Here is a 13,180-nt window from a genome sequence, read left to right as displayed (position 1 = left end):
CCACGAACGGCGCGACGCCGCATCTGCATCGAGGATCGTCTAGCCGTTTCAGCCGTACGACCGATCCACGGTGTCCAGCCGCACATCGTCTTCATGGAACGTACCGAGCAGGGTCTCCCCCAAGGCGCGATGCCAGGTGCAGTTGGCCCACCACGCTGAGGGATTCGTTGACCAGGAGCGCACCTCAGCCGGGTACCAGCTGTCAGCGACCCGCACCTCGACGTCAGGGCGCTCGCCGCCTGGGTAGGTGCGGTATCCGGTCGCCTCGCTCATGGGTCGAGCGTGGCAGCTAAGACCGACACCGGCTAAGCCGGAACCGCGATGTGTGGAGCGCCGGGGTAGGCGCTGGCCCGTCTCGAGGAGACTTCTGTCTATTGTTCGGGGATGCCTCAATCAACGAGCCCGCACCCCGAGCCGGAGGCCAACTTTGAAGGGCGCTTGGCCCGAGCGAAAGCGGCCGCTGCCGCCGTGTCCGACGACATCCTCGAGCTAAATTCACTAGACGCCATCGTCGAGGACTTGGTGGAGCGGCACTCAGCCAAACCGATCGTCGCCTCCTTCGAAGACAAGTATTCGGATACTCACGAGTACACGGCGCTCGGTCCCCCATCTGATGAGCCGAATAGGCCACTGACTCTCGAGCTGCACGTTCCCTGTCGCGGATCCGTTCAGGCGCTGATGGGTGTGCCTGGACGAAACTTTTCGTCGCTGTCCTCCTACGGAGATCAGAGCGAGGTAATCATCGGCACGGTCATCGACTTCAGTCAGCCTTGGGACGAGGAGCACCTCGGGCGACTGCTCCAGGGGTGGACGGACAACCTGGCACAGACCATCGGCCTCGCCAACAGCCGCATAGATGACAGTCGAGGTGAACTCGAGGCGGCCGTGCGCACGGTCCTTGAGCCCCGGTGGGAACGAACACGGCGACTCCGCGGCGCCCTACAGCGGCTGAGCATTCCACTGAAGCCTGTATCTCACAGTCCCATGTCCATCCCCCTTCGACCACAGTCGCTGGCGCTCGCGCAAGTCGAGACCCGGGCGGCCCAGGGGGCTCCGGAGTGGTCGCTCGAGGCTGACCTAGCTGAAGGCGTCATGGCCACGATTGCAGGCTTCTCCAAGGCGCTGGAGCGGCTACCAGATACCGCGGACCGACTACTCGGCGAAGACGAAGAGTCCCTGCGGGATGTCCTCCTCTTTGTTCTCAACGCCAACTATCACGGTCTAGTCACAGGTGAGACGTTCATCGGCAAGGGCAAGTCGGACTTGCTGCTGCGGTGGAAAGACCGGGACGCGTTCGTCGCAGAATGCAAGATCTGGAAAGGTCAGTCAGCTTTCAGGGCCGGGGTCACGCAGTTGCTAGAGCGGTACACCCTGTGGCGCCACACACGGATCGCCATCATCTTGTTCATCAGAGAGCCAAGAGATGCCACCAAGATCATTGAGACTGCACGGGCGGCGGTCTCCGCGCACGAGCGCACGGTGAACTCGCTCCCCGGGGGTGAACCGGCTACACGGAGTGACTACACCGTCGAGGCAAGTGGAGATGAGCGCAGACCTGTACGCCTCTCCCTGTTGCCAGTTGTCATCCCACGCAGTGTGCGGTGAGCCCCTCGCGAAAGGCGTCTCGATGGCAGGGTTAGTCGAACTTCGGTAGCCAGTGTCCAACAGGAGTCATGTACCAGCGGCCCACTTCTGCGGAACTGGCCGCCCACCCATTGCGGCGCGGGTCGTCGGCCTGCAGAAGTTGAGCGACGGTCGTGCGCGCCCACAAGTGGATACCCTCCGTGTCCTCGAGGGATAGGCCGGGGCGGACCAGAAGAAGCACTTCCCAACCGTTCGGTCGCTGGATCGCTGTGAGATGGCCCTGTCCCTCATGATCGGCGAGCACTTTCTCGAGGGCCGGTTCGACTATCAGTAGCACTTTGGGCAGGCCATCGTCCATAGCAATGACGCTATATACCTCCGCGGCGCTCAAGCGATCCCCAACTCGATGCCGCCCATTCGGCGCTTGTACTGCAGCAACATCGAGCGAACCTGAGCCGCGACGGCGCTCGGGTCGAGCGCGCCGTTGATGGTGATATACACGTCGCCGCCGCCAGCAGGTGTCGTCGGCACCCGTGGAACGATCCGCCCACTCTGGTGTGGCACGAACAGCTCCGGGCGGTGCTCGCCCACGATGTAGGACTCCCCCGCGGTGACCGGGCCACCCAGCGCCCGCTTGCCCTTCACCTTGGGCAGGAACCCGGCCCCCATCAGCTCCGCCAGCGTCGCTCCAATGGGCCGCCAGGACAGCACCGGTGTGACGGAGGTCGTGCCAGCGCAGGTCCTTGCGGCCGGCGGCCTCTCGAACGGGTAGTAGACGCGGTACAGCGTCGACGGCGCCAGATGCGAGTTCGCGTTCGCAGAGGCCGGGCACAGCAGAGCGTCCCTCCCCGCCGCGGCAGTGTGCTTCGACAGGTGGTCCTTCACCAGAGGCATCAGGTGTGGCGAGATCGCGACGTCACGAACCCCGGCGTCGGACTTGGGCTGCCCGATGATGAACTGAACATGCAGGTCGGAGGCCTGGAACGGTGAACCACACGTCAGCACCCGATGCCGCCTAGTGGCCGCCGCACTCCCTACGGCGGCCAGCCACCGCGTCCAACCCGATGTCGAGCGCGGGTGCGGAGTGGGTCAGGGCGCCGACGGCGAGGAAGTCCACGCCGGTCTGCGCCACCGCGCGGGCGTTCGCGAGGGTGAGTCCGCCGCTGGCCTCGAGCAGCGTGCCGGGGGCACGGGAGCGGGTACGCCGGACGGCTTCGCGGAGGTCGTCCACGGCGAAGTTGTCGAGCAGGACCTGCGGTACGCCGTGTGCCAGCGCCTCGTCGAGCTGCGCGAGGTCGTCCACCTCGACCTGGACCGGCACCCCCCGTGCCGACGGCGAGGCCGCGACCGCGGCGAGCGCGGCCGAGACACCGCCCGCAGCGGCGACATGGTTGTCCTTGATGAGCACGGCGTCGTGCAGGCCGGCGCGGTGGTTCACACCACCCCCGCAGCGCACGGCGTACTTCTCCAGCGAGCGGAGCAACGGCATCGTCTTGCGCGTGTCACGCACGCGCGCGCCGGTGCCCTCGAGAGCGGCGACCCAGGCAGCCGTGACCGTGGCGACACCGGAGAGGCGGCTGAGCAGGTTGAGCGAGGTCCGTTCCAGAGCCAGCACGCCGCGGGCCGGGCCCGTGAGCTCGGCGAGCACCTCACCTGGGCCGACCCGGGCGCCGTCGGCGACCCGGACCTGCAGGCGCGCGCCATCAAGCCTGTCCTCCACCATGGCCGCCAGCACCGGCAGTCCGGCGACCGTGCCCGGCTCTCGCGCGACGTAGCGGACCTCCAGCCTGGCCGCCTCGGGCACGGTGGCCAGCGAGGTCAGGTCACCGGCCTCCCCCAGGTCCTCCGCAAGCGTGGCCCGCACCAGCCGGAGGACCAAGTCGGGGTCCAGGCCGGCCGCCCGCAGCGCGTCCCGCGGTCCCGGGTTCATGCCACCCTCGCCACGGCCGAGTCGACACCGGCTCTTGGGACGCCCGCTTCGTCGACCCGCACCGAGACGTGCCTGCGCCAGCGCTCGGAGGCGACCGGGTGGTCGGCGCGGAAGTGGGCGCCACGGCTCTCCTCCCGGGCCGTGGCCGCGGCAAGGACTGCGGAGGCGACCAACCACGTGGGGTCCTGACGCGGTCCGCCGGCCAGCAGACGACCCGCCCGGTTCAGCCCCTCACCGCTGCGGACCACCCCCACGTGAGCGCTCATGGCGCGGCGGATGGCGTCCCCGGCGCCCGGGTCGGGCACGAGCGACACCGTCGGCATCTCGTCGACGGCGGGCTCGGGGAGCTCGAGCGCCAGCCGGGCCGCCGTGCGCCGCCCGAAGACGAGCCCTTCGAGCAGGCTGTTGGAGGCCAGCCGGTTGCCGCCGTGCACGCCGGTCGCCGCGGTCTCCCCCACGGCGTACAGCCCGGGGACGTCCGTGGCGCCCCACCGGTCGGTGGCCACCCCGCCGCAGAGGAAGTGTTCGGCCGGCGCGACCGGCAGCCACTCCCGGGCCGGGTCGAGACCGACTTCTGCGCAGGTCGCCGTGACGGTGGGGAACCGCCGCAGGACGTCGGGGACCGACGTGGCGTCGAGCCACATGTGGTCGCGGCCTTCCGTGCTCATCACCTCGTGGACCGCCCTCGCCACGACGTCGCGCGGCGCGAGGTCGGCCAGTGGGTGCCGTCCGACCATCAGCGGGCGACCTTCGTGGTCGCGCAGCACCGCGCCCTCGCCGCGCAGCGCCTCGGTGACGAGCGGCAGCTGACCGCGCCCGGCGCCGGTGCGCAGCGCCGTGGGGTGGAACTGCACGAACTCCATGTCACGCAGGGTGGCCCCGGCCAGGAGCGCGAGCGCCAGCCCGTCGCCGGTGACGCCCGCGGGGTTGGTGGTCGAGGCGTACGCCGCCCCGATGCCGCCCGTGGCCAGCACGACGGCGCGGGCACGCACGAGCCGCGCACCTGCAGGGCTGTCCAGCAGGGCACCGGTGACCTGCGGCCCGCCGGCGGCCGACCCCCGGGTCAGTCCGACCACGCGGGTCTCGGGCCACCAGGTCAGGTGCGCGGCAGCGGCACGGAGAGCTCGGGCGACCTCCGTCCCGGTGGCGTCGCCACCCGCGTGCACGACCCGGTGGCGGTGGTGCCCACCCTCCCGGCCGCGGGCCAGACGACCGGCGCCGTCCCGGTCGAACCGGGTGCCGAGGGCGAGCAGTTCCGCCAGTCGCTGCGGCCCCTCCTCCACCAGGCAGGTCAACGCACGCGTGTCACACATCCCGGCTCCGGCCACCTCCGTGTCCTGCGCGTGCTCGTCGGCATCGTCGCCAGGGGCGAAGGCTGCCGCGATTCCCCCCTGCGCCCATCCGGTGCTGCCCTCCCCGGCCGAGACCACTGCGACCCGGCGGCCGGCGGCGTGCAGCCCGAGTGCGGCCGACAGCCCAGCCACTCCTGCGCCCACGACGAGTACGTCGACCTCGCTGGTCACTCCGCGCCTCCGGGCTGGCCGATCGCGATCATCCGCTCCACGGCCCGGCGGGCCAGGGCTGCCGTCGCGGGGTCGACCTGCACCTCGTCACCGCCTCCCCGCAGCGTGTGGAGGAGCAGCTCGGGCGTGGTCATCTTCATGAAGCGGCACGACGCCTGGGGGTTCATCGGCAGGAACGTCGTGGTGTCGTTGACCTTGCGCAGCTGGTGCAGCATGCCCACCTCGGTGGCGACCAGGGAGACCGGTGCCGTCATCTCCCGGGCGGCCTCGACCATCCCACCTGTGGAGAGCACCTGGGTGCGCCCTGCCGGGAGGTCCCCGACCCCGGCCAGCCACAGGGCCGAGGTTGCGCAGCCGCACTCGGGGTGGACCAGGAGTTCGGCGTCAGGGTGTGCTGCCACCTGGGTGCGGACATCGGCGGGGGTGATGCCTGCGTGCACGTGGCACTCCCCCAGCCAGACCGACAGGTTGGTGCGGCCGGTCTCCCGGCGTACGTGCGCCCCCAGGAACTGGTCGGGCAGGAACAGCACCGGCGTCTCGGGCGGGATCGCCTCGACGACCTGCACTGCGTTGGAGGAGGTGCAGCAGTAGTCGGCCTCTGCCTTCACCGCAGCGCTGGTGTTCACGTAGGCGACCACGATCGCCCCGGGGTGCTCGGCCTTCCAGGCGCGCACCTGCGCGGCATCGATCGAGTCGGCCAGGGAGCATCCTGCTTCAGCAGTCGGCGCCAGCACCGTCTTGTGCGGAGCCAGGATCTTGGCCGTCTCCGCCATGAACCACACCCCGCAGAACACGATCGTGCTCGCGTCGGTCGTCGCGGCGATCCGCGAGAGCGCCAGGGAGTCACCGACGTGGTGAGCGACGTCCTGGATCTCGGGGCGCATGTAGTTGTGCGCCAGCACGACCGCATCGCGCTCCTTCGCGAGGCGGTGGACCTCGTCCTGCCACGTGGTGGTGACGCTCATGCGGTCTCCTGAGGTTTTCGACTGATAGGCGATAACTGACCGAACGTTACCATCACGCCATGTCGACGAGCGGAACATCCACGGGCGGTGCCGGTCTCGCTCGTTTCGCTCACGAGGTCCTGGCCGTGGTGCTCTCGGTCCGAGAGGACCGCCTCTCGGTGCTGCTCTGGCGCCGCGACCTGGCCCCCGACGATGGCCGCTGGGCCCTTCCTGGAGGCGGGGTGCTGGCCGACCAGCGCCTGCGGGAGGCAATCAGCAACCACCTGGCGGCCAAGGTCGACGTCCGCGACGTCTCGTGGCTCGAGCAGGTGGCCACGCACAGCAAGGTCGACCGCGACCCGCGCGAGCGCGTGCTCGCCACCGGCTACCTCGCGCTGGTTCCGGTCGACGTCTCCCCCGCGCTGCCTGAGGACACCTCGTGGTTCGACGTCTCCCGGCTTCCGCAGACCGCCTTCGACCACCACCACTTCGTCCAGGCGGCCGTCGAGCGGCTGCGCGCAAAGCTCAGCTACACCAACATCGGCTTCGCCCTGGCCCCGTCGGAATTCACGATGCCGGTCATGCGCGACATCGTCAGGGCGGCACTCGGCCACCCGGTCTCGACGACCAACCTGACCCGGGTGATGACCCGACGCGACATGGTGGAGCCCACCGGGGGCACGGCCGCGCCCGGCCCCCATGGCGGCCGCCCGGCCGTGCTCTACCGGTTCCGCGAGCGGACACTCACGGTGACCGACCCGTTCGCCGTACTGAAACCACCCTCAGGCTGACTGCCCGCTCGCCCAGTCCAGCGCAGTGCGAAGACTCCCCGGGAGCCGCCTGTCGGAGTCGAAACCCGGGACGGCGATCGCGCGTGGTCCCCCACGTCTCCCCGGCGCTCCGGAGCGCCTTGCGCAGCTGGCAGCAGGGAACCACTCTGCTCTGGTGGCAGGCGTTCGCCGGCATGCGAAGGGCTCGGGAGAACAACGACGAGCCCCCGGTGGCCCCCTGGATCCACGTCACGGGGCTGCTGGACTGAGTCCAGGCGTCACCTGCGCCGCGGACGGGGGCTGTTTCCGCGGCGTCGAAGCCGGGCCAGGAGTCCTTCGCCGTCTCCACCACGGTGCCCAGCACCTCCTCCAGGCTGGAGGGCGAGTGGATGGCGCGCGCAGCGTGTGCGGAGCACCCACCCTAGGCCTCGCGCCAGGTGCCGAGTCGGGTCCAGCCCGTGGCATCGCCGACCGTCGCCGAATGCCCACCGGCTTCCGGGGGTACACCGCTTGCATGAGTACGACACCGAACGGACCGAGCACCGACCCAGCAGTGGATCCTGACGCGCACCCCGAGGGCGAGCCGAGCCGTCCCCACGGCGATCCCTTGATCCCGGACGAGGTCGAGGATTGAGCAGCGGGGGCACGGCCGAACCCTCTCCCCCGGCCAGCGACCCGGGTGCCGTCGGAGACAGAGGGCGGCGCGCCGACCACGATCCGCTGCGCGGATCGCGCACCAGCGGGATCTGGATCAGCGTGATCGTGCTCTCGCTCGTCCTGCTCCTGCTGGCGATCTTCATCCTCCAGAACACCCAGGAGGTGGAGGTCTCCTACCTGGGCTGGCACGGGCGCGCTCCCCTTGCCGCGGCTGTCCTGATCTCCGCCGCAGCGGGCGCGCTCCTGGTCGCCAGTGCCGGCGCCCTGCGCATCCTCCAGCTCCGGCGCCGGATCAAGCGCGAGAGAAAGCCCTGACCCACTCTTCGACGAGACCGAGACCCTCGCTCTGTGCCATCAAGAGTTTCAATGTCCCGGTTTACGTGATTCGGGAAGTTTGGGCGGCGTCTGCGTCGCACATCAGGCTGAGTGACGACCCGGAGAACGCCGCTTGGACTCCCAGGGCTCTGTCGCCTGTCGTGGGAGCACCACTTCCTTGCCAGGCGCATCCGGCGCCGCGTGCCGCCCCTCGGGGGCCGCCCCCAGCTCCTGCCTCGCGGCGTACTCCTGCTGGGTGAGCACGTGCGCGGTGATCGGCTCGGCTCCGGTGGCGGCCCTGGCCAGCGCAGCCGCCTTCGTGCAGGCATGAGCGAGCCCGGTGGCGGTGAACGTCATCTCCACCTCGACCCAGCCCCGGGATGAGGTTCCCAGCGCAGGCCGGTAGTCGGCCAGCACCTTCATGGCCTCGGCCACGTCGAGGGATCGCGTGGTCTGCACCTCGACGGCCGCCACGTACATCATCCGCATTCAAGTTCTCCCCTGGTCGTGCGGCCATACTGCGGGGCGGAACCCGGTTGGGCCAACCTCGACACCAGCGGCCGGACAGGCGAACTAGACCGATTTGCGAGACTCTTCCCTGCACGAGGGTTTTCGGGCTATGCCCGGTACAGCTGCCGGTCTCAGCGAGGGGTGACCGGGCGCTGCCCGTCGTCGTCGAGCTCGGCGGCGGCGACCTCGTCGCCCTTGATCTCACGGAAGTTCAGGTAGCTGTAGACCACCATCACGCCGGCGATGATCCCGGAGCCGATCAGCGTCGCACCGGTCCCCCAGCCACCGACCAGCCACAGCCCGTCGTCCAGCGGCCACCAGGAGGGCGCAGGCGGGTGAACGCACCACAAGGTGCCGATCGCGACCAGGGACAGCACACCGGCGCACGACGTCAGGATCCGCGGCCAGGTCTTCACTCCGTCGGCAGCCGTACGCAGCGCCGCCGCCTTGACCCTGTCCAGCCGTCGCTCGGCCCATTCGTACTGCGTCGCGAGGAGCGTGACCCCGGCGAACAGCGCGAGCAAGCCAGGCCCGGGCAGCACGAGGGCTGCCAATCCCACGAGCACCAGGATCCAGCCCAGTCCCTCGAGAAGGACGCGCTTGGCGATCTGCACCTACTCCCCCACCCTGTTCTGCCGGTCCGTGCGACCGGAGTGACCAAGACTACGAGGTCCCTGGCAAGGACCGGCGATGTTCACTGCTCCTCGTCGGAGCCGACCTCGTCGTGGGTGCCGGGACGGGGCGCCCACGGCAGCTCCTTGGAGGGGCGTACGACGATCAGCTGGTCGCCTCGCGCCAGCAGCGTGACGGTCGGGTCGAAGTAGCGGTAGACCTTCTCGTCGCGGACCACGGCGATCACCTGGTCGGGCAACGACTGCGGAGCCTTGCCCACCTCGTTGATCAGCAGGTCCCGCTGAGCCACCTCGAGACCCTCGCCGTAGGTGAGGAGGTCCTCCATCACCCGGCCCAGGTTCGGGGAGTAGGAGGCGAGCCCGAGCAGCCGCCCCACCGCGTCGGAGGAGGTGATCACCGAGTCCGCCCCGCTCTGGCGCACCAGCGGCACGTTGTCGGCCTCCCTGACCGCGGCGACGATGTAGGCCTCCGGGTTGAGCTGGCGCACCGTGAGCGTCGCCAGCACCGTGGTGTCGTCACGGGCAGTGGTGATGATCACCTGCCGGGCGCTGCCGACGTGGGCGCGGCGCAGCACCTCGCGCCTGGTGGCGTCGCCGGTGACGATGGCCAGGCCGTCGGCGTGGGCCTCCTCCTGCGCGACCGTGCCCGGGTCCACGACCACCACGGAGTCACGGGAGGTGCCGTTGTTCACCAGCGTCCCCACGGCGCTGCGTCCCTTGGTGCCGTAACCGATCACGACGACGTGCTGGTCCATGTGCTTCCTCCACCGGGCGACCCGGAACATCTCGCGCCCCTGCGCGGCGAGTACTTCGAGCGTGGTCCCGATCAGCAGCACCAGGAAGGCGATGCGGAGCGGGGTGATCAGGAACGCGTTGATCATCCGGGCGTTCTGCGTGAACGGCGCGATGTCGCCGTACCCGGTCGTGCTCAGGGTGACGGTCGTGTAGTAGATCGCGTCGCTGAGGTCGACGATCCCGTTGGGGTGCCTGGCGCTGATGTCGGTGCTGTCGCGGTAGCCGTCGCGGTCGAAGTAGACCAGCAGCACCGTGACCACCAGGATGCCCACGGCCGCCAACACCCGTCTGCCGAGCTCCCACCACGGCGAGCGCGTCGGCGCCGGCAGCTTCAGCTGGCCGGCGTAACCCCCGGCGTTGACGTCGTCGGGCACGGGGACCTAGTCCACCACGTCGCCGAAGATCACGGTCTGCTCCTTGGCCTTGCCGTCCACCTCACCGGTGGTGCGCACGGAGACGAAGCGGAACACGTCGCCCTTGCGGGGCGTCTGGGAGCTGGGCGTACGTCGCAGGGTGCCGCACAGGTGCCCCTCGGGGTCGGCCCCCTCCTGGTCGGTGATGGCGTCGCCCTCGAGGCACAGGCGTGAGTTCTTGGCGTCGAAGCTGACCACCTGGGCGGTGGTGCGCTCGGGGGTGTCAGGCCCCACGACGGCTCCCGCGAGGTAGCCGGCCACGAGGCACAGGGCGCCGCCGGCCAGGAACACCGGCGTCGGCAGCGTCACGTTTCCCACGCCTGCATGATCGCACGCAGAAGGGGTTCATTCGTGCAGCGCCCCTCAGTCGCGAGCGCTGTGTTCGGGCGGGCCCACGGGCACTGCGGGGTCGTTCGCCTGGGCGGACCGATCCTGCTCGACGGCCCCCTCCAGCGAGGACCGCCACGGCAGCACGTTCTCCAGCTTGAGCCGCTTGATCCGCTCGAGCCGGGCCGAGGTGAGCTCCTTCTGCGGCCAGATCTGGTCGAACGCCGCGTTGAGCGCAGCGCCGATCAGCACGGCGATCGCGAGCAGGTAGAGCCACAGCAGCACCGCGATCGGAGCGGCGAGCGGGCCGTAGATCGAGGTCGAGCCCTGCGCCGTACCGACGAGGATGAAGCGCAGCAACGCGGACCCGAACACCCAGCAGAACATCGTGAACACGGCGCCCGGGAGGTTGTAGCGCCAGGCCGTCCGCACCGGCACCGACACGTGGTAGAGCGTGGCGAGGAAGCAGACCCCGAGCAGCAGCACGATCGGCCAGTAGAGGCTGGTCAGCGGTGAGAGTCCCTCCGGCATCCACTTGGCCACGAGGGTGGGGCCGGCGACCACCAGCGGGATCGTCACCACCCCGGTGACCATGCCGAGGACGTAGAGCAGGAACGAGAGCGCCCGGGTCCGCACGATCCCGCGCTGGCCGCCGAGGCCGTACATGATCGTGATCGTGTCCACGAAGACGTTCAGCGCCCTGGAACCGGACCACAGCGCCAGCACGAACCCGATCGAGACGACGTCGTAGCGTCCGCCGCCGTCGAGCACCTCGTCGAGCGTCGGCTTGATGATGCTGTCCACGGTCTGCGGCGTCAGGGCCTGGCTGGACAGCGAGAGCACGGTCTCGCGCACCTCGTCGATCTGGCTGTCGCTGAACTGCGCGAACACGTAGCCGATCGATCCCGCGAGCGCGAAGATCAGCGGCGGCAGGGAGAGCACCGCGAAGAACGCGGCCTCGGCCGCGAGGCCGGTGACCCGGTTGCGCATGCAGGTGCCGACCGTCGAGACGACCAACCGCCACAGCGCGTCGCGCACCCGGCGCCACGCAGGCGACGCCGTGCTCGCGGTGCTCGCGTCCGCTCCGCCCTCGGCTGCCATGGCAACTACCGTAAGGCCATGACGCCGCTGAACTCGGACGACAACCGGGTGGCCCGCAACCAGGCTCCCCCGCTCGCCGGCCACAACGTGGTCACCTCGGATCTCGCTCTGGTCGAGGCGGTCACCCGCCACGCCCCCGGCGTGGTCGACGACCTCACCGCGCTGGGTGCCGAGGCAGGCTCCGCGGAGGCCCGCGAGCACGGCATGCTCGCCAACGAGTTCCACCCCGAGCTGGTGCCGTTCGACCGATACGGCAACCGGGTCGACGAGGTCCGCTTCCACCCCTCGTGGCACTGGCTGATGGAGCGGGGTGTGGGCCACGGGCTCCAGGCCGCGCCCTGGGAGTCCGAGGACCCGAACGCCCACCTGCGGCGCGCGGCCGGCTTCTTCGCCTGGTCGCAGACCGAGCAGGGCCACGGGTGCCCGATCTCGATGACGTACGCCGCGGTCCCGGCCCTGCGGGCAGATGACGCCCTCGCCAAGGAGTGGACGCCCAAGCTCGCCGCCACCTCCTACGACTTCGGCCTGCGCCCGGTCGCGGACAAGAGCGGGGTCCTCGCCGGCATGGGGATGACCGAGAAGCAGGGAGGATCCGACGTCCGGGCCAACGAGACCCGGGCCGTGCCGACCGCGGTCGACGGCGAGTACACCCTGCACGGCCACAAGTGGTTCACCTCCGCTCCGATGAACGACGTCTTCCTCGTGCTGGCCCAGGCCCCCGGAGGGATGACGTGCTTCCTGCTCCCCCGGGTGCTGCCCTCCGGCGAGCGCAACCGCCTCGACGTCGTACGCCTCAAGGACAAGCTGGGCAACCGCTCCAACGCCTCCTCGGAGCTGGAGTTCCACGGCACCTGGGCGCAACGGCTCGGCGACGAGGGGCGCGGCGTGCGCACGATCCTGGAGATGGTCGCGGCCACCAGGCTCGACTGCGTGCTGGGCTCGGCCGCGCTGATGCGGCGAGCGCTCGCCGAGGCCTCCTGGCACGTCGCCCACCGCTCGGCCTTCGGTGGGCTGCTCGCGGACAAGCCGCTGATGCAGAACGTGATCGCGGACCTCGCCGTGGAGTCCGAGGCCGCGACGGCGCTCGCGATGCGCCTCGCGACCGCAGTTGACCGCCGGGACTCCCCTCACGAGGCCGCACTGCGCCGGATCGCGCTGCCGCTCGCGAAGTTCTGGGTCTGCAAGCGCACCCCGATGATGGTCGCCGAGGCGCTGGAGTGCCTCGGCGGCAACGGGTACGTCGAGGAGTCCGGCATGCCGCTGCTGTTCCGCGAGTCGCCGCTGAACTCGATCTGGGAGGGCTCGGGCAACGTCAACGCCCTCGACGTGCTGCGGGCCCTCGGCCGTGAGCCGGAGGTACTCGCCGCCTGGCTGACCGAGGTCGGCCTGGCCCGGGGCGAGGACCCTCGCCTGGACCGGGCGATAGAAGGCGTGCTCACCATGCTGGCCGACACCACCACCCTGGAGGTCTCCGCCCGCCGTCTCGCCGGCCAGATGGCTGCCTGCCTCCAGGCCTCCCTCCTGGTGCGCTTCGCCCCCTCCGCGATCTCCGACGCCTTCTGCGCCACCCGCCTCGGCGGCGACTACAACGGCACCCTCGGCACCCTCCCCATCGGCACCGACCTGGCCTCGATCGTGGAGCGGACCACGCCTGTGGCTGGTTGAGGGGGCCCTGTTTT

15 protein-coding genes are annotated in these 13,180 nt (G+C 70.1%); 4 read left to right on the top strand and 11 right to left on the bottom strand.

All coding sequences use genetic code 11. The features are described from left to right. Positions 1 to 48: 48 nt before the first annotated feature. A complete protein-coding gene (locus AC4BGC_RS07395) occupies positions 49 to 273 on the bottom strand; it encodes a hypothetical protein (RefSeq protein ID WP_490554997.1) in 225 nt (74 codons plus the stop codon). A gap of 195 nt (positions 274 to 468) precedes the next feature. Between AC4BGC_RS07395 and AC4BGC_RS07390 the strand changes: the two genes are divergently transcribed. Then, positions 469 to 1,605 (top strand): hypothetical protein, encoded by a 1,137-nt coding sequence (locus AC4BGC_RS07390; RefSeq protein ID WP_490554996.1) that lies wholly within the window; start codon positions 469 to 471, stop codon positions 1,603 to 1,605. A 31-nt stretch (positions 1,606 to 1,636) separates the two neighbouring features. Here AC4BGC_RS07390 and AC4BGC_RS07385 read toward each other — a convergent pair whose 3' ends face one another. The 5 genes from AC4BGC_RS07385 to nadA are packed head-to-tail and all read right to left on the bottom strand — an operon-like array spanning position 1,637 to position 6,002. Continuing rightward, positions 1,637 to 1,942: a hypothetical protein gene (locus AC4BGC_RS07385; protein WP_490554995.1), complete on the bottom strand. Its 306-nt coding sequence runs from the start codon at positions 1,940 to 1,942 to the stop codon at positions 1,637 to 1,639. Positions 1,943 to 1,971: 29 nt separating this feature from the next. Then, positions 1,972 to 2,589 (bottom strand): hypothetical protein, encoded by a 618-nt coding sequence (locus AC4BGC_RS07380; RefSeq protein ID WP_490554994.1) that lies wholly within the window; start codon positions 2,587 to 2,589, stop codon positions 1,972 to 1,974. A gap of 10 nt (positions 2,590 to 2,599) precedes the next feature. Further along, positions 2,600 to 3,514, bottom strand: coding sequence for a carboxylating nicotinate-nucleotide diphosphorylase (gene nadC / locus AC4BGC_RS07375; RefSeq protein WP_490554993.1), 915 nt, complete (start codon positions 3,512 to 3,514; stop codon positions 2,600 to 2,602). Next, entirely contained in the window at positions 3,511 to 5,037 is a 1,527-nt protein-coding gene (gene nadB, locus AC4BGC_RS07370; protein WP_490554992.1) for an L-aspartate oxidase, read from the bottom strand. Before nadB ends, nadC begins: the two co-directional genes overlap by 4 nt. Then, positions 5,034 to 6,002, bottom strand: a complete 969-nt coding sequence (gene nadA, locus AC4BGC_RS07365; RefSeq protein WP_490554991.1) for a quinolinate synthase NadA — start codon at positions 6,000 to 6,002, stop codon at positions 5,034 to 5,036. Before nadA ends, nadB begins: the two co-directional genes overlap by 4 nt. 59 nt (positions 6,003 to 6,061) lie before the next feature. Here nadA and AC4BGC_RS07360 point away from each other — a divergent pair, with 59 nt between their 5' ends. Beyond that, a complete protein-coding gene (locus AC4BGC_RS07360) occupies positions 6,062 to 6,772 on the top strand; it encodes an NUDIX hydrolase (RefSeq protein ID WP_490554990.1) in 711 nt (236 codons plus the stop codon). A gap of 609 nt (positions 6,773 to 7,381) precedes the next feature. Further along, the gene (locus tag AC4BGC_RS07355) at positions 7,382 to 7,723 is read left to right on the top strand and encodes a LapA family protein (protein ID WP_490554989.1); all 342 of its coding nucleotides are present in this window, start codon (positions 7,382 to 7,384) and stop codon (positions 7,721 to 7,723) included. Between the two features lie 102 nt (positions 7,724 to 7,825). On the opposite strand, the gene AC4BGC_RS07350 is transcribed toward AC4BGC_RS07355, so the two are convergent. The 5 genes from AC4BGC_RS07350 to AC4BGC_RS07330 all read right to left on the bottom strand — a co-directional run bounded on the left by AC4BGC_RS07350 (position 7,826) and on the right by AC4BGC_RS07330 (position 11,501). After that, positions 7,826 to 8,212: a hypothetical protein gene (locus tag AC4BGC_RS07350; protein ID WP_490554988.1), complete on the bottom strand. Its 387-nt coding sequence runs from the start codon at positions 8,210 to 8,212 to the stop codon at positions 7,826 to 7,828. Positions 8,213 to 8,364: 152 nt separating this feature from the next. Further along, positions 8,365 to 8,847 carry a PGPGW domain-containing protein gene (locus tag AC4BGC_RS07345; protein ID WP_490554987.1) on the bottom strand — a complete coding sequence of 161 codons (483 nt, stop codon included), beginning with the start codon at positions 8,845 to 8,847 and terminating at the stop codon, positions 8,365 to 8,367. A gap of 80 nt (positions 8,848 to 8,927) precedes the next feature. Next, positions 8,928 to 10,034, bottom strand: a complete 1,107-nt coding sequence (locus AC4BGC_RS07340) for a potassium channel family protein (RefSeq protein WP_490544551.1) — start codon at positions 10,032 to 10,034, stop codon at positions 8,928 to 8,930. Between the two features lie 6 nt (positions 10,035 to 10,040). Next, positions 10,041 to 10,391 carry a hypothetical protein gene (locus tag AC4BGC_RS07335; RefSeq protein ID WP_490544553.1) on the bottom strand — a complete coding sequence of 117 codons (351 nt, stop codon included), beginning with the start codon at positions 10,389 to 10,391 and terminating at the stop codon, positions 10,041 to 10,043. 45 nt (positions 10,392 to 10,436) lie between these two features. Further along, a complete protein-coding gene (locus tag AC4BGC_RS07330) occupies positions 10,437 to 11,501 on the bottom strand; it encodes a YihY/virulence factor BrkB family protein (RefSeq protein ID WP_490544555.1) in 1,065 nt (354 codons plus the stop codon). Positions 11,502 to 11,519: 18 nt separating this feature from the next. Here AC4BGC_RS07330 and AC4BGC_RS07325 point away from each other — a divergent pair, with 18 nt between their 5' ends. Then, complete coding sequence (locus tag AC4BGC_RS07325; RefSeq protein WP_490554986.1) at positions 11,520 to 13,166, top strand: acyl-CoA dehydrogenase family protein; 1,647 nt, start codon at positions 11,520 to 11,522, stop codon at positions 13,164 to 13,166. The last annotated feature ends 14 nt before the right edge of the window (positions 13,167 to 13,180 follow it).

Source organism: Nocardioides sp. Z38_18 (genome assembly GCF_058215695.1).
This window is presented reverse-complemented; position numbering and strand designations above follow the sequence as displayed.